A 20,663-nucleotide genomic window follows, 5' to 3' on the forward strand; every position below is an offset into this window, starting at 1 on the left:
GATTGCGGGCTGGATCACAGCAAGACTTGCCGCATGGTCGAAGTGCGCGCACGGGTGGAACCGTGGTTGAACGAGTTGGCATTTCAGCTCGACGAGCTGCGAACGCTCACCGAGCGGGACACCAACCTCGATGCGTACCCGCATGCCGCCGAGGTGCGGCAGAACGTGCTGGTCTACTCCGCCGCCGAGATGGTGAGCGCCGATCGGCGGGCGCTGCAGGCCGAGCTGATCACGGCGCTGGCCGACGGTCCCGGCGTCGTGGTGTTCACCGGTGCGTTTCCCGCCGCCGTCGTCGATGAGGCCAGCGTGGCGTTCGGTGCGCTGATCGCCGCCCAGCGGCAGGCGGGCGCTGCGGCCGGTGACCACTTCGGCGCCGCGGGCGCCAACGACCGGGTGTGGAATGCCGCCCAGAAACTCGCGTTGCACTCCCCCGCGGTCCACGCCGACTACTACGCCAACGACCTGCTGGCGTTGGTGTGCCAGGCCTGGCTTGGCCCGCGCTATCAGGTCACCTCACAGGTGAATGTCGTCAATCCCGGTGGGGCCGCTCAGGTTCCGCACCGCGACTACCACCTCGGCTTCGTCGCACCCGGACAGCTCACCGAGTACCCCGCGCACGTGCACCGGATGTCGCCGGCGCTGACCTTGCAGGGCGCGGTCGCACACACCGACATGCCGCTCGAGAGCGGGCCGACCATGCTGCTGCCGTATTCGCAGCTCTTCGAGGGCGGGTACGTGGCGTTCAACCGGCCGGAGTTCATCGACTACTTCGCCGGCCACCAGGTGCAGATCCCGCTGAAGAAGGGCGACGCGGTGTTCTTCAACCCCGCGCTCTATCACGGCGCGGGATCCAATACTTCTGCCGACGTGCGGCGGATGGCCAACCTGCTGCAGATCTCCTCGCCGTTCGGCCGCGCGATGGAAGTCCTCGACCGCACCGCGATGGTGCGCGCGGTGTACCCGGCCTTGCGGGCCATGAAGGCCGCAGGCCGCCCGGCGGCAGAACTGCTCAACGCGGTGGTGGCCACCGCCGAGGGGTATCCCTTCCCCACCAATCTCGACCTGGATCAGCCGATCGGAAGCCTGGTCCCGCCCAGCCAGGTCGACGTGGTGCTCGCCGCCCTGGCCGACGATCTCACCCCCGATGCCCTCGACGCAGCCCTGCGCGACCAGAACGAACGGAGAATCCCATGACCACACTCGGCATCATCGGCCTCGGCCGAATCGGAGCCTTCCACACCGAAACGCTGAGCAACCTCGCCGGCGTCGACGGTCTGGTCATCACCGACGAACGCGCCGATGTCGTCACCGCGGTCGCGGCGAAATTCGGCGCCAAACCGGTGAATTCGGTTGAGGAGCTGCTGAATTCGGGCATCGACGGAGTAGTGGTCGCGGCCGCAACACCGGCGCACGCCGAACTCACCCTGGCCGCCGTTGCCAAGGGGCTGCCCACGTTCTGCGAGAAGCCCATCGCGTCGACCGCCGCCGAAAGCGCCAGGGTGGCCGAGGCGATCCTCGCCTCGGGCGTGCCCGTGCAGGTGGGTTACCAGCGTCGCTTCGACGCCGCCTTCGCCGCGGCCAAGCGCGCTGTGGACGACGGTTCGCTCGGCAACCTGCACACAGTGCGCAGCACCACCATGGATCCCGCTCCCCCGCCGATGGACTACATCAAGGGTTCGGGCGGCATCTTTCGCGACTGCGCCGTACACGATTTCGACATCATCAACTGGATCACCGGGCAGCGCGCCGTCGAGGTGTACGCCACCGGCACCGTCCAGGGCGATCCGCTGTTCAGCGAATACCGCGACGTCGACACCGCTGCCGTCATCGTGAGATTCGACGGCGGCGCCCTCGGTGTGGTCTCCAACGCCCGCTACAACGCCCGCGGCTACGACTGCCGCCTCGAGATCCACGGCTTCGACGACAGCGTCGCGGCGGGCTGGGATCAGGGCGCACCGGTCCGAAACACCGATCCGCACAACACTTTCCCCGAAGGCCCCGCCCACCACTTCTTCATGGACCGGTTCACCGAGGCGTTCCGCACCGAGTTGGCCGCCTTCGTTGAGGTGACCAAGGGGAACGCCATCCTGGGAGCGACTGTGGCCGACGCGGTCGAGGTGGCCTGGATCGCCGAGGCGGCCACCGAATCACTGCGCCGGCGCGTGCCGGTTCTGATCGAGGAAGTGAAGGGACAGTGACCGTCAAGATCGCCGGCGCCCCGATTTCGTGGGGCGTGTGTGAGGTACCCGGCTGGGGCTACCAGTTGCAGCCCGACCGGGTGCTGACCGAGATGCGCGGCGCGGGGTTGACCGCCACCGAACTCGGACCAGAAGGCTTCCTGCCGTCCGACACCGACAAGCTGAAAGCGGTTCTGCGCGATAAGGATCTGGAGTGTGTCGGCGGTTTCGTCCCGGTCGTGTTGTTCAAGGACGACCACGATCCCGCCGACGACTTGGCCGGGCCACTCGAATCGTTGGTCGCCGCAGGCGCCGGTGTGGTGGTGCTTGCCGCAGCGACGGGATCCGACGGGTACGACTCACGTCCCGTCCTCGACGACGGCCAGTGGTCGACGCTGTTCGCCAACCTGGACCGGCTGGCGGGGATCGCCGCCGAACGGGGTCTGCTCGCGGTGCTGCACCCGCACGTCGGCACGGTCGTCGAGACCAAAGACGATGTCGACAAGGTGCTCGCCGGGTCGTCGATCCCGCTGTGCCTGGACACCGGTCACCTGCTGATCGGCGGCACGGATCCACTGGAGCTGGCGAAGGCCGTACCGGACCGCATCGCTCACACCCACCTCAAGGACGTGGACGCGACGCTGGCCGCATGTGTGCAGTCCGGCGAGCTCACCTACACCGAGGCGGTAGCCCAGGGTATGTACACCCCGCTGGGCACCGGCGACGTCGACATCGCCGGCATCGTTGCGGTATTGCTGGACAACGGCTTCGACGGCTGGTTCGTGCTCGAGCAGGACACCATCCTCGACCGCGAGCCGCAGGGCCAGGGGCCGATGCGCGACGTGCTAGCCAGCGTGGCCTACCTCCAGCGTGTCGTTGGCGGCGTATCGGCATGAGCCTGCGGATTGGTGTGCTCGGAGCGTCCCGAATCGCCGAGCAGGCCATCGTCGGCCCGGCCCGCGAGCTTGGGCATCGGCTGGTCGTCGTGGCTGCCCGAGATCCCCAGCGGGCCAAGGATTTCGCCGATGCGTACGGGGTCGAACGGGTCGCCACCGGCTATGCCGATGTGATCGACGACCCGGAGGTCGACGTTGTCTACAACCCGCTGGCCAATGCACTGCATGCGCCGTGGAATCTCGCGGCGATCAAGGCCGGTAAGCCGGTGCTGACCGAAAAGCCGTTCGCGCGCAACCACACCGAGGCGCGAGCTGTCGCCGACGCCGCCGAAGGCGCCGGGGTCAGCGTGCTGGAGGGCTTCCACTACGTGTTCCATCCGGTCACCCAGCGGGTCTTCGAGCGCGCCACCGGCGGTGAGCTCGGCGAGATCCACCATGTCGAGGTACGGCTGGCGATGCCGGCACCCGATGCCACCGACCCACGTTGGTCGCTGGATCTGGCCGGCGGGGCACTGATGGATCTCGGGTGCTACGGCCTGCACGTCATGCGGCAGCTGGGTGCGCGCGGGCTGGGCCGGCCCGCGATCACCGCCGCACATGCGTCGCAGCGCAGCCCGGGCATCGACGAATGGTGCGACGTCGAGCTGAGTTTCCCGTCCGGCGCTACGGGTCTGAACACCAACTCCATGACCGCAGAAGATTATTCGTTCACCATCAAAGTCGTCGGCACCAAAGGTGACGCCCTGGTCCACGACTTCATCAAGCCCAACGCCGACGACAGGCTGACGATCCGCACGCCGGGCGGGACGCGGGTGGAGCACCTGGGCACGCGCCCGTCGTACACCTACCAACTCGAGGCGTTCGCCGCACACGTGCTTCAGGGCGCGCCGCTGCCGATCGGCGTCGAGGACGCGGTGCAGAACATGCAGTACGTGGATGCCGCCTACCGCGCTGCGGGTATGTCGCCGCGCTGAATCGGGCCCTGCATCGGGCCGCCATCAGGCACCATGGCAGACATGCCAGCGTCCTTCCCCGACGGCCATTGGGGCAAAGAAGACATCTCGCCGCTGTTCAAACCCATCTACGCGTTCGCATCAACGGCACTTGGTTCGCGGGTCATCAAGACGCTCGTCCCCCTCGATCGCCGCGTGCTACGGGCGACCAAAGGCAAATACACGTTGTTCGGCCCGACCTCGATGCCGGAATTGCTCCTCACCACGACGGGCCGCAAGTCGGGCCAGCCGCGGGTGTCGGCGCTGAGCTATCTACGCGACGGCGACCGGCTGCTGATCCTCGGTAGCAACTTCGGCGAGCAGCATCACCCGGCCTGGAGCCTGAACTTGATCGCCGACCCGAACGCCGTCGTGGCGATCAACGGGATCGAAATCCCAGTGACCGCCACACTGCTGTCGGGTGCCGAGGGAGAACCAGGCTTACAGCGCTTTCTGGCCTACCCGATGTACCAGTCGTATCGCACCCGCACCGACCGGGAACTGCGGCTGTTCGCGCTGACGCCCCGGTAGGGCTTACCTCTTATCCGCGGCCCAGCTCGTGGGAGAGCGCCTCGAGCTCGTCACCGCCGGCCATCTGCTGGGTCAAGTGCTCCAACGTGATGTCGTCGTAGGCGCAGTCCAGCTTCTGGCGGCCGCGGTTGAGCAGCACGAAGTGATCGCCGACCATGTGCGCGTGGTGCGGATTGTGGGTGATGAACACGACGCCGAAACCGGCCTCTTTGGCCGCGGTGATGTATTTGAGCACCACACCGGACTGCTTGACACCGAGAGCGGCCGTCGGCTCATCGAGGATCAGCACCCGCGCGCCGAAGAACACCGCACGGGCAATCGCCACACACTGGCGCTGACCGCCGGACAACGAGCCAATCGGCACGTCGACGTCGGGAAGATCGATGCCCATCTTCGACAACTCGGTGAGGGTGGTGGCCCGCATCGCGTTGGCGTCCAGCGACCAGGGAAAGCCCTTCTTGCGGATCTCCTGGCCCAGGAAGAAGTTTCGCCACACCGGCATCAAGGGGACGACAGCGAGGTTCTGATACACCGTGGCGATCCCCTTGCCGAGCGCGTCGGCGGGCGAACCGAACTTCGTCGGCTCGCCATCGACGAGTAACTCGCCCTCGGTTTGTGGGTGCAACCCGGCGATGATCTTGATCAACGTCGACTTGCCCGCACCGTTGTCCCCGAGGATGCCGGTCACCTCGCCGGCGTGCACCCGCAGCGAGATACCTTTGAGCGCAGTGATATTGCCGTAGCTCTTGCCGACGTCCTTCAGCTCGACGAGCGGCACCTTGCCGCCGGAGGGAGCTTCTTCTGTGGGACGGTCCATGGTTGCGGTCACTTCTCTTTCACCTCTTGGCGGCGTAGTTGCGGAAGGCGTTGTTGGCGATGACCGCGAACAGCAGCATCGCGCCCAGGAAGAACTTGAACCAGTCGGGGTTCCAGCCCGCGTAGACGATGCCCTGGTTGGTCATGCCGAAGATGAACGCACCGATGGCGGCCCCGATGGCGGTGCCGTAACCACCGGTCAGCAGGCAACCACCGATGACCGCGGCGATGATGTAGAAGAACTCATTGCCGATGCCCTGGCCGGACTGAACTGTGTTGAACGAGAACAGCAGATGCATGCCCACGAACCAGGCGCAGAATCCGACGAACATGAACAGCCCGATCTTGACCTTGGTCACCGGCACGCCGACCGCGCGGGCGCTCTCCGCGTCACCGCCGACCGCGAAAATCCAGTTACCGATCTTGGTCTTGAACAGCACCCAGGTGGCCACCGCGGTAAACACCAGCCACCACACGACGGTGATGCGGATACTCACACCGAACAGGGTGAACGACGAGGCGAACACCTTCTGCGCCGAATCCCAGCCCTGCATGTCGTTCACGCTCTGCGTGGCGACCTGCCCCGAAACCAGTTTGGTCACCGCGAGATTGATGCCGGCGAGCATGAAGAATGTACTCAGCGTGATGAGGAATGACGGAATCTTGGTCTTCATCACCAGGTAGCCGTTGAAGAAGCCGACGGTCAGCGCCAGGATCAGCGCCAGGCCGGCGGCCGCCCACAGGTTGAGGTGCAGGTTGTAGGCCAGCATCGAGGCGGCCAGCGAACTGAACGTCACGGCGACACCCGTGGACAAGTCGAACTCGCCGCCGATCATCAACACGGCCACCCCGCACGCCATGATCCCGATGGTGGAACTGGCGTAGAGAACGGTGGCCAGCGACGAGGCCTGCCGGAAGGGATCAGCGACGATCAGGAAGAGGACGAAGATTCCGATAGCACCGATGCCTGCGCCCATCTCGGGCCGAATCAGCAGGCGTTGCAGCCGGTTCCGTTCCTTGACGCGTTCGTCGCGAACGATTTTGTGGTCGGCGACCTCGAGATCAGCTTGCGTAGTCATGTGTTTCCCCAGGATCGCTATCGGGTTCCGCCCTTGGCCAATTCGGCCACGGCGTCGATGTTGGACTTGTCGATGAAGGACGGGCCCGTCAGCGTCGGCTGGTTACCGCCGATGACGTTCTTGTTGCTGAGGTAGAGCCACAGCGAGTCGACGGCCAGGTAGCCCTGAAGGAACGGCTGCTGGTCGACGGCCCATTGCACGTCGCCCTTCTGGATCGCGTCGACCAGCGCCGCGTTGGTATCGAAGGTGGCGACTTTGGCGTTGCTGGCCGCGTTCTTGACCGATTGGACGGCGGTCAGCGCGAACGGCGCACCAAGCGTCAGAACAGAGTCGACGGCCGGATCCTGTTGGAGCTTGGCGGTGATCGTCGACTCGACCGACGGCATGTCCTTGCCGTTGACGTTGAGGATTTCCGTCGCCGGGAAGGTGTTCTTCACACCAGCGCACCGCGCTTCGAGGTCCACGTGACCCTGTTCCTGGATGACGCACACGACCTTCTTGGCGCCATCGGTCTGCAGCCGCTTACCCGCCTCCTGACCAGCGATATACCCGTCCTGTCCGAAGTACTCTTTGACCCCCATCGCCTGCCAGGCGTCGAGGCCGGCGTTGAAGGCGACAACGGGGATGCCCTTGGAATCGGCGCTTTGCACAGCGGCCTTCATGGCGTCCGGCTTGGCCAGCGTCACAGCGATGCCTTTGACACCGCTGTCGATCGCGCTCTGGACCAGGTTGGCCTGGTTGGGCGCCTCGGGATCGCTGGAGTAGCGCAGCTCGATGTTGTCTTTCTTGGCGGCGGTTTCCGCGCCCTTGCGGACCAGATCCCAGAACGAGTCACCGGGCGCCTCGTGGGTGATCATCGCGATCGTCATCCGTGGCGTGTCGACGGTGCCGCCGCCGGAACCGCCGCCGGAGTCCCGGGGCTTTCCACCGGTGGCCGAACAAGCAGCCAGCCCGATGACGAGGGCACCCGCTCCTGCCAGGGCCGCTAGCCGATTGAACCTCATAACGACTCCTTGTCCTCCACGTCGCGTACAACACGCTGATACCTCGATGTAATACGGCTCACAGCGGAAAGTCAATACTTTGTTCGGACATTAGGACTGCAGGTCAAATGTTAGGGTGCTGACATGAGTGACTTCGAGCTGGCGATCTGCGCCGAAATGGTGTTCCGCGAGCTACCACTTCTCGAGCGGGTCCGGCGCATCGACGAGCTGGGCTTCGCGGTGGAGATCTGGAGCTGGCACGACAAGGACCTGGCAGCGCTGGCCGCCACCGGCGCCCGATTCTCGTCGATGACGGGCTACCTACAGGGCGACCTGATCGATCCGCTGAGCGCCGACGAAGTGGTGCGGACCGCCGAGCTGAGCATCAAAGCCGCTGAGACACTGGGTGTCCCACGGCTGAACCTGCACACCGCCGAACTGGTCGACGGTCAGGCTGCGCGGCCCAGGCAGCGGGCCACCGGACAGATGTGGCTGACGGCGCAACGCGCGCTGGAGCGGATCGGCGAACTCGGCGCGGCCGCCGGCGTCACGTTCTGCGTGGAAAACCTGAACACGATCGTCGACCACCCCGGAGTCCCGCTGGCCCGCGCCAAGGACACCCTGGCACTCATCGAGGGGGTGGGCCATCCGAACGTCAAGATGATGCTCGACCTCTACCACGCGCAGATCGGCGAAGGGAATCTTGTCGAGCTGGTCCGCCGGTGCGGCCCGGCGATCGGTGAGATCCAGGTGGCCGACGTGCCGGGGCGCTGCGAGCCCGGCACGGGAGAGATTCACTACCCGGCAATCGCAAAGGCATTGCGCGAGATGGGCTATGCCGGGCCAATCGGCCTGGAGGCGTGGGCAGCCGGCGACAGCGGAGCCGCGTTGGCGGCGTTCCGCGCCGCGTTCTCCTGAACCCGCGTCAGCGGTCGACGAGCGTGGTGTCGAAGTAGTACCGCGAGGCGCGATAGCAATGGGTGCCGAACTCGACCGCCCGCCCGGAATCGTCGAACGCGGTGCGGTCCATGGTCAGCAGCGGCGCACCCGGCTTCTCGTCGAGCAGTCGCGCTTCGCTGCGACTGGCGGCTTTGGCGCCGATGCGCTGGCTGGCCAGCCGGATGTGCACTCCCCGCGCCCGCAGCGACTGATAGAGGCCGTTTTTCTCGAGTTCCTCAGCGTCCGGTGCGATCTCGACCGGAAGGTAGTTGATCATCAAGGCCAGCGGCTCGCCACTGGCACGCCGCAGGCGCTTGATGCAGGCGACCTCACGGCCTTCGGCCAGGCTGAGCTCGCGGGCGATGTCCTCGCTCGGCGGGCCGACGTGGTACTCCAGCAGCTGGGTGGTCGGTTCCTGACCGGCCCGGGCCAGATCGTCGAACAAGCTGGTCAGTTCGACCCGTCGGTGCACCGGGTTCTGGACGACCTGAGTCCCCACACCGCGCTTGCGGACCAGCAGTCCCTTGTCGACGAGTTCCTGGATCGCCCGCCGCGTGGTGGGCCGCGAAAGCGTGAGTCGCTTGGCCAGTGCCAGCTCATTTTCGAATCGATCGCCGGGCGCAAGTTCGCCACTGCGGATCGAGGCCTCGATCGCCTGGGAGAGCTGGTAGTAGAGGGGAACAGGGCTTGACCTGTCCAGTTCAACCGTCAACGGCACATCGACTCCGATCTCGAACCCGAAATCCCAACAGTAGCTGAAGTCTAACACCGACTGTATAAAAGATAGAATGTCAGGACAAACTATTGACAGACGGCTGTGGCGGGAGGCACAGTCGTAGCAAGTCCCCACCGAGCCCTGAAGAGAGCTGACGTGACTACTACCCCACCCTTCGACGTACTCGCCATCGGGCGCAGTGGCGTCGACATCTACCCACTCCAGGTCGGTGTGGGCCTGGAGCACGTGGAGTCCTTCGGCAAGTTCCTCGGCGGCAGCGCGGCCAACGTCGCAGTCGCCGCTGCCCGCCTCGGCAACCACACCGCGCTGATCTCCGGCGTCGGCGCCGACCCGTTCGGCCGGTACGTGCGAGCCGAGCTGGCGCGTCTGAACGTGGACAACCGCTACGTCAACATCCACGCGGAGTACCCGACGCCGGTGACGTTCTGCGAGATCTTCCCGCCCGACGACTTCCCGCTGTACTTCTACCGCAAGCCCAGTGCGCCGGATCTGCAAATCGACGCCGGCGAACTCGATCTCGACGCAATCCGCGATGCACGCCTGTATTGGTCGACAGTCACCGGACTGTCCGAAGAGCCAAGCCGGAGCGCACATTTCGCCGCTTGGGCGACTCGCGCACGGCAGCCGCTCACGGTTCTGGACCTCGACTATCGCCCGATGTTCTGGGAGTCCCCCGCCGCCGCCTCCGAACAGGTTCAGCGCGCATTGGCCCATGTCACCATCGCGGTCGGTAACCGGGAAGAGTGCGAGATCGCCGTCGGCGAGACCAACCCGCACAAGGCCGCCGATGCGCTGCTCGATCTGGGTGTGCAGTTGGCGATCGTCAAACAGGGCCCGCGGGGCGTGCTGGGCAAGACCCGAAGCGCGTCGGTGACGGTGTCGCCGGTCGACGTCGACGTTATCAACGGCCTGGGTGCCGGCGACAGCTTCGGCGGCAGCCTGTGCCACGGCTTGCTGCACGGGTGGCCGCTGGAGAAGACGTTGCGTTACGCCAACGCCGCCGGTGCGATCGTCGCCTCGCGGCTGGAGTGTTCGACGGCGATGCCGACGGCCGATGAGGTTGCGGCGCTGGCCGAGCAAATCGCCGTGGAGGCCGTCAATGTCTAGCCCCTGCAAGGACTATGCCGATATCACCGAGCTGCGGGTGGCCGACCCAGCCGCGATCGCGCGGGCGTGGCAGATCCGCGCCACCCGGCCCGTCGTGCGCGGCAACGGGCGACTGATGATCGTCGCGGCCGACCACCCCGCCCGGGGCGCACTGGCCGTCGGCTCGCGACCCACCGCGATGAACAGCCGCACCGACCTGCTCGACCGGCTGCGCACCGCGCTGGCCGACCCCGGGGTCGATGGCGTGCTGGCCACGTCCGACATCCTCGATGACCTGCTGCTGCTCGGCGCGCTCGAGGACAAGGTGGTGTTCTCGTCGTTCAACCGCGGCGGCCTGGCCGGTGCGGAGTTCGAATTCGACGACCGGATGACGGGCGCCACCGCGGCATCGACTGCCGCGGCGAAGATGAACGGCGGAAAGATGTTGTGCCGCATCGCGCTCGACGATCCCGGCACGGTGGCGACGATGGCGGCGTGCGCGCAAGCTGTCGACGAGCTGGCCGCGCATGGTCTGATCGCGATGGTCGAGCCGTTCATGTCGTCCCGCGTCGACGGCAAGGTCCGCAACGACCTCAGTCCCGATGCGGTGATCAAGTCCATTCACATCAGCCAGGGGCTGGGTTCGACATCGGCCTACACCTGGATGAAGCTGCCGGTGGTCCCCGAAATGGACCGGGTGATGGACTCCACCACACTCCCCACGTTGCTGCTCGGCGGTGACCCCACCGATCCCGACGAAGCCTTCGCCAGTTGGGAAAAGGCGCTCGCGCTGCCGTCGGTTCGGGGTCTGATCGTAGGGCGCACCCTGCTCTACCCGGCCGACGAGGACGTGAGTTCCGCAGTCGCGACCGCCGTGTCGATGGTGAGATAGCTGATGCACAGCAAGTACTACATCGCGGCTCGTAGCGCCGAGCTGCCGTTGACGGTCGACGTCACCCCCGAATCGGCCGGCTGGGCCGAATCATCGCTGCAGGTCTTGGAACTGGACGACTCGCAGACGGCCGAATTACACACCCGCGATACCGAGGTGATGATCCTGCCGCTGGTCGGGGGCGGCAGGATCGACGCCGGCGAGCAGTCGTTCGAACTGGCCCACCGCTCTTCGGTGTTCGACGGTCCCGCCGACATGGTGTACCTCGGCATCGACCAGGAGTACGTCATCGCCGGCGAGGGTCGGTTCGCCATCTGCGGCGCTCGCGCCACACGGTCGTTCCCGAACCGCCGGGTCGCGGCCGCCGATGTTGCCGTCGAACTGCGCGGCGCTGGCAACTGCAGCCGCCAGGTCCACAACTTCGGCACCGCAACCACATTCGAGGCCGACTCGCTGATCGCCTGCGAGGTGATCACCCCTGGCGGCAACTGGTCGAGCTACCCCGCGCACAAGCACGAGGAGAACACTGACGTCGAAACCCAGCTGGAGGAGATCTACTACTTCGAGATCGCCGACAGCCCGGCCGGCACCCCAGGGTTCGGCTATCACCGGGTGTACGGCTCGCCGCAGCGCCCGATCGAGGTGCTCGAAGAGGTCCGCTCCGGTGACGTGGTGCTGGTTCCGCACGGCTACCACGGACCGTCGATCGCGGCGCCCGGCCACCACATGTACTACCTCAACGTCATGGCCGGTTCCGGCCCGAACCGGGCCTGGCTGATCTGCGACGACCCCAACCACACCTGGCTGCGCGGCAGCTGGGAGCACCAGGAGATCGACCCGCGGCTGCCGATGGGCAGCCCGTCCAGCCAAGGAGCCTGACCGTGGTATCCACCGCGCCCAAGGGAGGCGAGAAGCTCGCCGATACCGAAGCCACCGTGCGACTCACGGTGGCCCAGGCCACCATTCGGTTCCTCGCCAACCAGTACGTCGAGCGCGATGGACTGCGCAGCAAGTTCTTCGCCGGGTGCTTCGGCATCTTCGGCCATGGCAATGTCGCCGGGCTCGGTCAGGCCTTGCTGCAAGACGAAATTGAATCCTTGGACGCCGGTCGCGAACCCGGACTGAAGTACGTGCTCGGCCGCAACGAGCAGGCCATGGTGCACACTGCCGTTGCCTATGCCCGCCAGAAGGATCGACTCGAGGCCTGGGCTGTCACCGCCAGCGTCGGACCCGGTGCCACCAACATGCTGACCGGCGCCGCGCTGGCGACCATCAACCGGCTTCCAGTGCTCCTGCTGCCCGCCGACACGTTCGCCACCCGGGTGAGCTCCCCCGTGCTGCAGGAACTCGAGCTGCCGTCGTCCGGCGATGTGACCGTGAACGATGCGTTCAAACCGCTGTCCCGCTACTTCGACCGGGTATGGCGGCCCGAGCAGCTGCCCGCCGCACTGCTCGGTGCCATGCGGGTGTTGACCGACCCCGTCGAAACCGGTGCGGCAACGGTGTCGATCCCCCAGGACGTCCAGGCGCAGGCCCACGACTGGCCCGAATCGCTGTTCGCCGAACGCACCTGGCACGTCGCCCGGCCGTTGCCGGAGCGTTCGGTGATCACCCGCGCGGCCGAGATCATCGCCGCGGCAAGGCAACCCCTGATCATTGCCGGTGGCGGTGTGCACTACTCCGAGGCTGAAGACGCATTGGCCGCGCTCTGCGAGCAGACCGGTATTCCGGTCGCGGAAAGTCAGGCCGGCAAGGGTTCGCTGCGCTTCGACCATCCGCAATCAGTCGGTGCTGTTGGCTCTACGGGGACCACCGCCGCCAACACACTGGCCGCCGACGCCGATGTGATCATCGGGATCGGCACCCGCTACAGCGATTTCACCACGGCGTCGCGGACTGCGTTCAACAACCCGCACGTGCGGTTCGTCAACATCAACGTGGCGTCGCTGGACTCCGTCAAACAAGGTGGTGTCAGCGTCGTCGCCGATGCCCGGGAGGCCATCGAGGCACTCACGGCCGCGCTGGGCGGCTACACCGTCGGCGACGAATACCGGTCCCGGATCACCGAACTCGCCCGGGACTGGGACGAGGCCGTGTCTTCGGTATACAGATGCGAGGATGGTGCGCAGCTCAACCAGAATCAAGTCATCGGACTGGTCAACACGCTCTCGGAGCCGCGTGACGTCGTGGTGTGCGCCGCAGGTTCGATGCCAGGCGACCTGCACAAGTTGTGGCGCACCCGCGACCGGAAGGGCTACCACGTCGAGTACGGCTACTCGTGCATGGGTTACGAGATCGCCGGCGGTATCGGGGTGCGGATGGCCGACCCCGATCGCGACGTGTTCATCATGGTCGGCGACGGCTCCTATCTGATGATGGCCACCGAGCTGGTGACCGCCGTCCAGGAGGGCATCAAGGTCATCCCGGTTCTGGTGCAAAACCACGGATTCGCCTCTATCGGTGGCCTTTCCGAGTCGCTGGGGTCGCAGCGGTTCGGCACCTCTTACCGGTACCGCAGCGACGACGGCCGGCTCGACGGTGACAAGCTGCCTGTCGACCTGGCCGCCAATGCAGCCAGCCTGGGCGCCGACGTCATCAAGGTGACGACGGCAGCCGAGTTCGCCGACGCAGTCAAGGCCGCCAAGGCCGCCGACCGCACCACGGTCATTCACGTAGAGACCGATCCGTTGATCTTCGCGCCGGACAGCCAGTCGTGGTGGGACGTGCCAGTCAGCGAGGTCTCCAGCCTGGACTCCACCCAAACCGCCTACCAACGGTATGCGGAGTGGAAGAAAGTCCAACGCCCCCTGATCAATCCGTCAGACACCTAAATAGAACAGCACCGTGAGGACGCCCCATCGTGAGCACTATTCTCGTCGGCTCCGCCCCCGACTCGTGGGGCGTGTGGTTCCCCGACGATCCGCAGCAGACGCCCTACACCCGCTTCCTCGACGAGGTCGCCGCCTCCGGGTACCAGTGGATCGAGCTGGGCCCCTTCGGCTACCTGCCGACTGACCCGAAACTGCTCGCCGACGAGCTCGCGGCCCGCAATCTCCAGCTGTCGGCAGGGACGGTGTTCGAGCACCTGCATCAAGACGAATCGTGGGATGCGGTCTGGAAACAGATCGAAGACGTCGCCAAACTGACTGCCGCCGTTGGCGGTAAGCATGTCGTGGTCATCCCCGAGATGTGGCGGGACCCGTCCTCCGGTGCGGTGCTGGAAGACCGCACCCTGACACCTGAGCAGTGGCGCAAGAAGACCCAGGGCATGAACGAACTGGGCAAGGCGATGTTCGAGCAGTACGGGGTGCGTGCGCAGTATCACCCGCATGCCGACAGCCACGTCGACACTGAGGAGAACGTCTACCGGTTCCTCGACGGCACCGACGGCGAGTTCGTCAACCTGTGCCTGGACACCGGGCACATCTCCTACTGCGGTGGCGATAACATCGCGATCATCCGCCGTGCCCCCGAGCGCATCGGGTACCTGCACCTCAAGCAGGTCGACCCGGAGGTTCGGGCGAAGGTCGAGGCCGAGGATCTGCCGTTCGGCGAGGCCGTGAAACTCGGTGCGATGACCGAGCCGCCGTGCGGCATCCCGGATATGCCATCGCTTCTCGCCGAGATCGAGAAGCTCGGCATCGACGTGTTCGCGATCGTCGAGCAGGACATGTACCCCTGCGAGGTCGATGCCCCCCTGCCGATTGCCACCCGCACCCGCAATTACCTCGGATCCTGCGGCGTCCCCGCTGTCCGCTTCTAGATCAGGAGATTGAGAACCATGTCTGACCTTCGTGTCGCCGTTCTCGGTGTCGGCATCATGGGCGCCGACCACGTCGCCCGACTGACGTCGAAGATCTCCGGTGCCCGGGTGGCCGTCGTCAACGACTATCTCACCGAGAAAGCCGATCAACTCGCCACGACCATTCCCGGCTGCCGTGCCATCGCCGACCCCCTCGATGCGATCGCTGACGCGCAAGTCGATGCCGTGGTGCTGGCCACACCGGGTCCTACCCACGAGAAGCAACTCTTGGCGTGCCTCGAGCACGGCAAGCCGGTGCTGTGCGAGAAGCCGTTGACCACCGATGTGGAGACCTCGCTCGAGGTCGTGCGCCGCGAGGCCGAACTCGGAAAGCGGCTTATTCAGGTCGGTTTCATGCGCCGCTTCGACCACGAGTACGCCCAACTCAAAGCACTGCTGGACAGCGGAGAGCTGGGCCGCGCGCTGGTGCTGCATTGCGCACATCGCAATCCTGCCGTGCCCCCGACCTTCGACAGTTCGATGATCGTCAGGGACTCCCTGGTGCACGAGGTCGACGTCACCCGGTTCCTGTTCGACGAGGAGATCGTCTCGATCCAGATCATCAAGCCGTCCGCCAATCCCGGTGCGCCGGAAGGCATCGCGGATCCGCAGATCGCCATCATGCGGACCGCGTCCGGTAAACACGTCGATGTCGAGCTGTTCGTCACGACCGGCGTCGCCTACGAGGTGCGCACCGAACTGGTCGCCGAGAAGGGCAGCGCGATGATCGGTCTCGACGTCGGACTGGTCCGCAAAGCCGCGCCCGGCATGTGGGGCGGGCAGATCACGCCCGGCTTCCGTGAGCGCTTCGGACAGGCCTACGACACCGAATTCGCGCGCTGGGTGGACGCGGTCCGCTCCGGTGCCAACGTCGACGGCCCCACCGCATGGGACGGGTACGCCGCCGCAGCGGTATGCGAGGCCGGAGTGCAGTCGCTGAACAGCGGCCTGCCGGTCGAGGTCAAGATGGTCTCTCGCGACTCCATCCCCGGCGCCTGACATGAAAATTGCGCTGGATCCCACCCCGTTCCACCACGACTACGAACTGCTCGAATTCCCGCGGCTGGTGGCCGATCTGGGCTACGAGTACCTGCAGCTGACGCCGCACCGGGATTTCATCCCGTTCTTCAACCACCCGCGCGCCGATGACGAGCTGGTGGCCAAGTTCCGTAAGGCCTGCGGTGACGCGGGCGTCGGGATCGCCTCGGTGCTGCCGGTGCTGCGCTGGTCGGCGCCGGACGAGGATGCCCGGGAGGCCGCCGTGCGCAACTGGAAGCGCGTCATCCAGATCACTGTCGACCTCGGGGTGAACGTGATCAACACCGAGTTCTCCGGACGTCCCGAGCGGGCCGAGGAATCCGAGCGGTCGTTCTTCCGATCCATGGAGGAGCTGCTGCCGATCATCGAACGCGAGGGTCTGGACGTCCGGATCGACCCGCACCCCGACGATTTCGTCGAGGACGGCATGGAGGCGGTGCGCATCATCCGCGGAGTCAACTCCCCCAACATCGGCATGGTGTTCGTCGCATGCCATGCCTTCCATATGGGCGGCGAGATGCTCGACATCATGCGCGCGGCCGGCAACAAGCTGCGACTGGTGCATGTCGCCGACACCATGGACCACCACCGCAGCCACGGTCTGCGCTATATCACCAACCCGCCCGGCAATCCGGTCCGCGTGCATCAGCACCTCAAGATCGGCGACGGCGACATCAACTGGGACGAATTCTTCGGCGGCCTCGCCGAAATCGACTTCTACGACCGGCCCGACACCGTCATGGTGTCCTCGGTGTTCGCCGAAGACGAGAACGCCCAAGAGGTTTCGCGCTACCAGCTGGCGACGATGACCGACTACGTCACGAAATACACGAAGTGAGAGACACCATGACCAAGACCATCACCCACTGGCTCAACAACGCAACGTTCGCGGGCACCAGCGGCGCCACCGCTCCCGTCACCAACCCGGCCACCGGAGCGGTGACCGGCGAGGTCGCCCTGGCCAATGTCACTGACGCGCAGAAGGTCATCGACGCCGCAGCCGCGGCGTTCCCGGAATGGCGCGACACCTCATTGGCCAAGCGCACCGCGGTGCTGTTCAACTTTCGCGAGCTGCTCAACGAGCGCAAGGGCGAGCTGGCCGAGATCATCACCAGCGAACACGGCAAGGTCGTCTCCGACGCGCTCGGCGAGGTCAGCCGCGGCCAAGAGGTCGTCGAATTCGCCTGTGGCATTCCGCATCTGCTCAAGGGCGGATATACCGAGAACGCCTCGACCAAGGTCGACGTGTACTCGATCCGCCAACCACTGGGCGTCGTCGGCATCATCAGCCCGTTCAACTTCCCGGCCATGGTGCCGATGTGGTTCTTCCCCATCGCGATTGCCACCGGCAACACCGTGGTGCTCAAGCCCTCGGAGAAGGATCCGTCGGCTGCGCTCTGGCTGGCTGAGCTGTGGAAGGAAGCGGGCCTGCCCGCGGGCGTCTTCAATGTGCTGCAGGGCGACAAGACCGCGGTCGACGAACTGCTGACCAACCCGAAGGTCGCCTCGGTCAGCTTCGTCGGGTCCACCCCGATCGCCAAGTACGTCTACGCCACCGGCACCGCACACGACAAGCGCGTGCAGGCCCTCGGCGGCGCCAAGAACCACGCCGTGATCCTGCCCGACGCCGACCTGGACCTGGCCGCCGATGCGATGGTCAACGCCGGGTTCGGCTCAGCGGGTGAACGCTGCATGGCGATCAGCGCGGCGGTGGCCGTCGGCCCGATCGCCGACGACCTCGTCGCCAAGATCGCCGAGCGCACGACGCCGCTGAAAATCGGTGACGGCACCAAGGATTCGGACATGGGCCCGCTGGTCACCAAGGCACACCGCGACAAGGTGGCGTCCTATATCGACGCCGGAGAAGCCGACGGAGCCAAGGTCGTCGTCGACGGCAGGCAGGTCATGCCCAACGGTGAAGCCGACGGCTTCTGGCTCGGCCCGACCTTGCTGGACAACGTCACCCCGGAGATGAGCGTCTACACCGACGAGATCTTCGGCCCCGTCCTGGCGATCGTCCGCGTCGAAACCTACGACGACGCTCTTGCGCTGATCAACAGCAACCCGTATGGCAACGGCACTGCGATCTTCACCAACGACGGCGGTGCGGCACGCCGTTTCCAGAACGAGGTTCAGGTCGGCATGATCGGCATCAACGTGCCGATCCCAGTCCCGATGGCCTACTACAGCTTCGGCGGCTGGAAGGCCTCGCTGTTCGGTGACAGCCACGCCCACGGGATGGACGGTGTGCAGTTCTTCACCCGACAGAAGGCCATCACCAGCCGCTGGCTCGACCCCAGCCACGGCGGCATCAACCTCGGCTTCCCGACCAACTGACCATGCCTCACCTTGTCGCGACGGCATGGACCAGTGCCGGCAACACCTCGCCGCTGCGGCAACCGCAGACCAGCCCCGTCCCGATTGAGGAGCGGGTCGCGGCGGTTGCCGAGGCCGGCTACAGCGGGATGGGTTTGGTGGTCGACGACCTGGTGGCCATTCGCGACACCATCGGTTTCGATGAGCTGCGAAAGTTGATTGACGACAATGGCCTCACCCACGTCGAAATCGAGCTGATCGAACGATGGTGGATCCCACGCGGCCAGCCCGGGCACACCTACGACGCGCGTGACGTGCTCTTTGAGGCGGCCGATGGGTTGGAGCCGAAATTCATCAAAATCGGCTCCGAATTGGGCCCGCGCACAACCGATATCGGTGTGCTGATCGCCCCGTTGCGACAACTCGCCGACCAGGCCGCTGACCACGGCACCAAGATCGCCATCGAGACGATGCCGTTCTCTATCATCACGACGGTGCCGATGGGCGCCGAACTGGTGACCGCGGCTGGACATTCCGGGGTCGGATTGCTGATCGACGCCTGGCACGTCTTCCGGGCCGGCACATCAATGGACGAGCTCGCCGAGGCGCTAGCCCCGGCAATGATCTTCGGAGTGGAGCTCAATGACGCCGCGCCGGAGGTGATCGGTGAGCTGTTCGAGGACACGTTGCAACGTCGGTTGTTCTGCGGCGAGGGCTGTTTCGACCTCCCCGGTTTGATCGCGGTGCTACGAGACAAGGGTTTCGACGGTCCGTGGGGTATCGAGATCCTGTCGCGCACTTACCGCAAACTCCCGCCACGCGAAGGCCTGAAGCTGGCCGCCGAGACCACCCGCGCTCTGCTCTGACGGCATCGGGTGCCAGGATGCGTCTATGGAGACCAGCTTCCCCGCCCCCGCAGGCCCGCTCCCGGCGTATCAGGCCAGGCCGGCCGGGGCAGGGCCGTGCCCCGGCGTCGTCATCGTGCACGACGCCATGGGCCTGTCGCGCGACGCCAAACGCATCACCGACCGCTTCGCCGACAACGGCTACCTCGCGCTGGCACCGGCGCTGTACCACCGAGGCAATCGGCTGCTCTGCGTGGTCCGCACATTGCAGGCGTTCCGCAACGGCGAAGGGACCGCCGTCGACGATCTGATCGCCGCGCGCGATCACCTGGTTGCCGATCCCCAGTGCACCGGAAAGGTCGGCATCGTCGGGTTCTGCATGGGCGGCGGCTTCTGCCTGGTGCTCGGGCCAAGTGGCGCGTTCGACGCCTCCGCCCCGAACTATGGCGACTGGCCCAAAGACGTTTCCAAGATTGCGAACTCGTGCCCGACCGTCGCCAGCTACGGCGCCAAGGACCGGATGATCAAGGCGACGGCCGCCAAGTTGGACGACATCCTCGCCGCGGGCGGCGTGGCCCGCGATATCAAGGAATACCCGAACGTCGGGCATTCCTTCATGAACGAGTTCCCCACCCCGGGTCCGTTGAAGGTCATCGAACGTGTGGCGGGACTGGCCTACTCAGAACCCGAGGCCGAGGACGCCTGGCAACGGATCCTGGCGTTCTTCGGTGAGCATCTTCGGTGACTTCGACTCTCCAGACCTCATAGGTGTTTCGCGAACCGACGCGCGAACAACCGCAGTTTCGACGGGGAAGGCGGTCGCGGCCGCGGGTCGTAGTGCTGCTCCGGGACGTAACCGAGGATCTCTCGAGCTTCGTCCAAACTCCAGCGGCGAGATGGGTTGTCCGACACCAGATTCACGACCCGGAAACCGTCGACTTCGCCCTCGACGGCACGCGTGATGCCGTTGACGAAGTCCGTCGGGCCCAGCCAACAAGCGTCTTCCCAATCATCGAGACGAATCGGTCGCTGGTCTCCCGGCGGCCGGCCGCCAATTCGCACGGCGATTCCGACGCCCCCGGTCGTCGCGACGAACGCCGCGACGGCCCGCTCTCCCAGCGCCTTGGTCATCCCATAGGCATTGTCGCCGGGATCCGCGGCACCGGCGGCGATCGGCCCTGGGGACGGCCAACGGCCGCGGTTTGCCCAGACCGAACTCGCGAAGACGACCCGGCGCACACCGTGGGCTGCCGCGGCGTCCAAGACGAGGAGCAGCGTATCGACATTGTCGGCGACGAGATCCGTCCATGAGGCGCTCGACATGCCATTGCCGGCGAGGTGAACCAGGGTCCTCGCCCCGGCGAACACGTCGCGCCACGCGCCTGGCACCGACAACTCCGCCACGATGGCTCCAGGATCGTCGGACGCTACGCGGTCGACGGGGCGGACACGGTGGCCGCGGGCCTCGAGATGCGGAACCAGCCGGCGTCCGAGGTTGCCGGCCGCTCCGGTGACGACCACGGTGCACGACACGT

20 protein-coding genes and 1 pseudogene are annotated in these 20,663 nt (G+C 65.9%); 16 read left to right on the forward strand and 5 right to left on the reverse strand.

What is annotated here, in order from left to right; translation table 11 throughout:
- The first annotated feature begins 33 nt into the window (after nt 1–33).
- From SLQ31_RS28080 to SLQ31_RS28100, 5 genes are read left to right on the forward strand one after another with little or no spacing between them, the layout of a single operon-like run.
- Complete coding sequence (locus SLQ31_RS28080) at nt 34–1,194, forward strand: phytanoyl-CoA dioxygenase family protein (RefSeq protein WP_319437459.1); 1,161 nt, start codon at nt 34–36, stop codon at nt 1,192–1,194.
- Nucleotides 1,191–2,198 carry a Gfo/Idh/MocA family oxidoreductase gene (locus tag SLQ31_RS28085; protein WP_319437460.1) on the forward strand — a complete coding sequence of 336 codons (1,008 nt, stop codon included), beginning with the start codon at nt 1,191–1,193 and terminating at the stop codon, nt 2,196–2,198. Before SLQ31_RS28080 ends, SLQ31_RS28085 begins: the two co-directional genes overlap by 4 nt.
- Nucleotides 2,195–3,073, forward strand: a complete 879-nt coding sequence (locus tag SLQ31_RS28090) for a sugar phosphate isomerase/epimerase (RefSeq protein WP_319437461.1) — start codon at nt 2,195–2,197, stop codon at nt 3,071–3,073. Before SLQ31_RS28085 ends, SLQ31_RS28090 begins: the two co-directional genes overlap by 4 nt.
- Nucleotides 3,070–4,047: a Gfo/Idh/MocA family oxidoreductase gene (locus SLQ31_RS28095; RefSeq protein ID WP_319437462.1), complete on the forward strand. Its 978-nt coding sequence runs from the start codon at nt 3,070–3,072 to the stop codon at nt 4,045–4,047. The genes SLQ31_RS28090 and SLQ31_RS28095 overlap by 4 nt, the downstream gene beginning before the upstream one ends.
- Before the next feature lie 42 nt (nt 4,048–4,089).
- Nucleotides 4,090–4,596 (forward strand): nitroreductase/quinone reductase family protein, encoded by a 507-nt coding sequence (locus tag SLQ31_RS28100; RefSeq protein ID WP_319437463.1) that lies wholly within the window; start codon nt 4,090–4,092, stop codon nt 4,594–4,596.
- Nucleotides 4,597–4,606: 10 nt separating this feature from the next.
- On the opposite strand, the gene SLQ31_RS28105 is transcribed toward SLQ31_RS28100, so the two are convergent.
- The 3 genes from SLQ31_RS28105 to SLQ31_RS28115 are packed head-to-tail and all read right to left on the reverse strand — an operon-like array spanning nt 4,607 to nt 7,495.
- Nucleotides 4,607–5,413, reverse strand: a complete 807-nt coding sequence (locus SLQ31_RS28105) for an ATP-binding cassette domain-containing protein (RefSeq protein ID WP_413643198.1) — start codon at nt 5,411–5,413, stop codon at nt 4,607–4,609.
- Nucleotides 5,414–5,432: 19 nt separating this feature from the next.
- On the reverse strand, nt 5,433–6,491 hold the full coding sequence (locus tag SLQ31_RS28110) for an ABC transporter permease (protein ID WP_319437465.1): 1,059 nt from the start codon (nt 6,489–6,491) through the stop codon (nt 5,433–5,435).
- 17 nt (nt 6,492–6,508) lie between these two features.
- Nucleotides 6,509–7,495, reverse strand: a complete 987-nt coding sequence (locus tag SLQ31_RS28115) for a substrate-binding domain-containing protein (protein ID WP_319437466.1) — start codon at nt 7,493–7,495, stop codon at nt 6,509–6,511.
- Nucleotides 7,496–7,618: 123 nt separating this feature from the next.
- Here SLQ31_RS28115 and SLQ31_RS28120 point away from each other — a divergent pair.
- Nucleotides 7,619–8,430: pseudogene (locus SLQ31_RS28120) on the forward strand (TIM barrel protein).
- Here the strand turns inward: SLQ31_RS28120 and SLQ31_RS28125 are convergent.
- Entirely contained in the window at nt 8,400–9,131 is a 732-nt protein-coding gene (locus tag SLQ31_RS28125) for a GntR family transcriptional regulator (RefSeq protein ID WP_319437494.1), read from the reverse strand. The pseudogene SLQ31_RS28120 and the gene SLQ31_RS28125 overlap by 31 nt on opposite strands.
- A gap of 153 nt (nt 9,132–9,284) precedes the next feature.
- On the opposite strand from SLQ31_RS28125, the gene iolC reads away from it, so the two are divergent.
- From iolC to SLQ31_RS28175, 10 genes are read left to right on the forward strand one after another with little or no spacing between them, the layout of a single operon-like run.
- Complete coding sequence (gene iolC / locus SLQ31_RS28130; RefSeq protein ID WP_319437467.1) at nt 9,285–10,256, forward strand: 5-dehydro-2-deoxygluconokinase; 972 nt, start codon at nt 9,285–9,287, stop codon at nt 10,254–10,256.
- Complete coding sequence (locus tag SLQ31_RS28135) at nt 10,249–11,127, forward strand: aldolase (RefSeq protein WP_319437468.1); 879 nt, start codon at nt 10,249–10,251, stop codon at nt 11,125–11,127. Before iolC ends, SLQ31_RS28135 begins: the two co-directional genes overlap by 8 nt.
- 3 nt (nt 11,128–11,130) lie before the next feature.
- Nucleotides 11,131–12,006: a 5-deoxy-glucuronate isomerase gene (iolB, locus tag SLQ31_RS28140; protein WP_319437469.1), complete on the forward strand. Its 876-nt coding sequence runs from the start codon at nt 11,131–11,133 to the stop codon at nt 12,004–12,006.
- A 2-nt stretch (nt 12,007–12,008) separates the two neighbouring features.
- Nucleotides 12,009–13,958: a 3D-(3,5/4)-trihydroxycyclohexane-1,2-dione acylhydrolase (decyclizing) gene (gene iolD / locus SLQ31_RS28145; RefSeq protein WP_319437470.1), complete on the forward strand. Its 1,950-nt coding sequence runs from the start codon at nt 12,009–12,011 to the stop codon at nt 13,956–13,958.
- Nucleotides 13,959–13,987: 29 nt separating this feature from the next.
- Nucleotides 13,988–14,890, forward strand: a complete 903-nt coding sequence (locus SLQ31_RS28150) for a sugar phosphate isomerase/epimerase (protein WP_319437471.1) — start codon at nt 13,988–13,990, stop codon at nt 14,888–14,890.
- Between the two features lie 18 nt (nt 14,891–14,908).
- Nucleotides 14,909–15,928: a Gfo/Idh/MocA family oxidoreductase gene (locus tag SLQ31_RS28155; protein ID WP_319437472.1), complete on the forward strand. Its 1,020-nt coding sequence runs from the start codon at nt 14,909–14,911 to the stop codon at nt 15,926–15,928.
- A 1-nt stretch (nt 15,929) separates the two neighbouring features.
- Nucleotides 15,930–16,805, forward strand: a complete 876-nt coding sequence (locus tag SLQ31_RS28160; protein ID WP_319437473.1) for a sugar phosphate isomerase/epimerase family protein — start codon at nt 15,930–15,932, stop codon at nt 16,803–16,805.
- An 8-nt stretch (nt 16,806–16,813) separates the two neighbouring features.
- Nucleotides 16,814–18,304 carry a CoA-acylating methylmalonate-semialdehyde dehydrogenase gene (locus SLQ31_RS28165; protein ID WP_319437474.1) on the forward strand — a complete coding sequence of 497 codons (1,491 nt, stop codon included), beginning with the start codon at nt 16,814–16,816 and terminating at the stop codon, nt 18,302–18,304.
- A 2-nt stretch (nt 18,305–18,306) separates the two neighbouring features.
- A complete protein-coding gene (locus SLQ31_RS28170) occupies nt 18,307–19,149 on the forward strand; it encodes a sugar phosphate isomerase/epimerase family protein (RefSeq protein ID WP_319437475.1) in 843 nt (280 codons plus the stop codon).
- Between the two features lie 25 nt (nt 19,150–19,174).
- Nucleotides 19,175–19,873, forward strand: coding sequence for a dienelactone hydrolase family protein (locus SLQ31_RS28175; protein ID WP_319437476.1), 699 nt, complete (start codon nt 19,175–19,177; stop codon nt 19,871–19,873).
- 17 nt (nt 19,874–19,890) lie between these two features.
- On the opposite strand, the gene SLQ31_RS28180 is transcribed toward SLQ31_RS28175, so the two are convergent.
- A complete protein-coding gene (locus tag SLQ31_RS28180; RefSeq protein WP_319437477.1) occupies nt 19,891–20,661 on the reverse strand; it encodes an NAD(P)-dependent oxidoreductase in 771 nt (256 codons plus the stop codon).
- Nucleotides 20,662–20,663 lie beyond the last annotated feature (2 nt).

Source organism: Mycobacterium sp. RTGN5, from assembly GCF_033804465.1.
Lineage (GTDB): Bacteria > Actinomycetota > Actinomycetes > Mycobacteriales > Mycobacteriaceae > Mycobacterium.

Coding starts and splice junctions, on each gene's coding strand:
- SLQ31_RS28080 (WP_319437459.1), top strand. CDS start 34: ATGGTCGAAGTGCGCGCACGGGTGGAACCGTGGTTGAACGAGTTGGCA.
- SLQ31_RS28085 (WP_319437460.1), top strand. CDS start 1,191: ATGACCACACTCGGCATCATCGGCCTCGGCCGAATCGGAGCCTTCCAC.
- SLQ31_RS28095 (WP_319437462.1), top strand. CDS start 3,070: ATGAGCCTGCGGATTGGTGTGCTCGGAGCGTCCCGAATCGCCGAGCAG.
- SLQ31_RS28100 (WP_319437463.1), top strand. CDS start 4,090: ATGCCAGCGTCCTTCCCCGACGGCCATTGGGGCAAAGAAGACATCTCG.
- SLQ31_RS28105 (WP_413643198.1), bottom strand. CDS start 5,413: ATGGACCGTCCCACAGAAGAAGCTCCCTCCGGCGGCAAGGTGCCGCTC.
- SLQ31_RS28110 (WP_319437465.1), bottom strand. CDS start 6,491: ATGACTACGCAAGCTGATCTCGAGGTCGCCGACCACAAAATCGTTCGC.
- SLQ31_RS28115 (WP_319437466.1), bottom strand. CDS start 7,495: ATGAGGTTCAATCGGCTAGCGGCCCTGGCAGGAGCGGGTGCCCTCGTC.
- SLQ31_RS28135 (WP_319437468.1), top strand. CDS start 10,249: ATGTCTAGCCCCTGCAAGGACTATGCCGATATCACCGAGCTGCGGGTG.
- iolB (WP_319437469.1), top strand. CDS start 11,131: ATGCACAGCAAGTACTACATCGCGGCTCGTAGCGCCGAGCTGCCGTTG.
- SLQ31_RS28155 (WP_319437472.1), top strand. CDS start 14,909: ATGTCTGACCTTCGTGTCGCCGTTCTCGGTGTCGGCATCATGGGCGCC.
- SLQ31_RS28160 (WP_319437473.1), top strand. CDS start 15,930: ATGAAAATTGCGCTGGATCCCACCCCGTTCCACCACGACTACGAACTG.
- SLQ31_RS28165 (WP_319437474.1), top strand. CDS start 16,814: ATGACCAAGACCATCACCCACTGGCTCAACAACGCAACGTTCGCGGGC.
- SLQ31_RS28170 (WP_319437475.1), top strand. CDS start 18,307: ATGCCTCACCTTGTCGCGACGGCATGGACCAGTGCCGGCAACACCTCG.
- SLQ31_RS28175 (WP_319437476.1), top strand. CDS start 19,175: ATGGAGACCAGCTTCCCCGCCCCCGCAGGCCCGCTCCCGGCGTATCAG.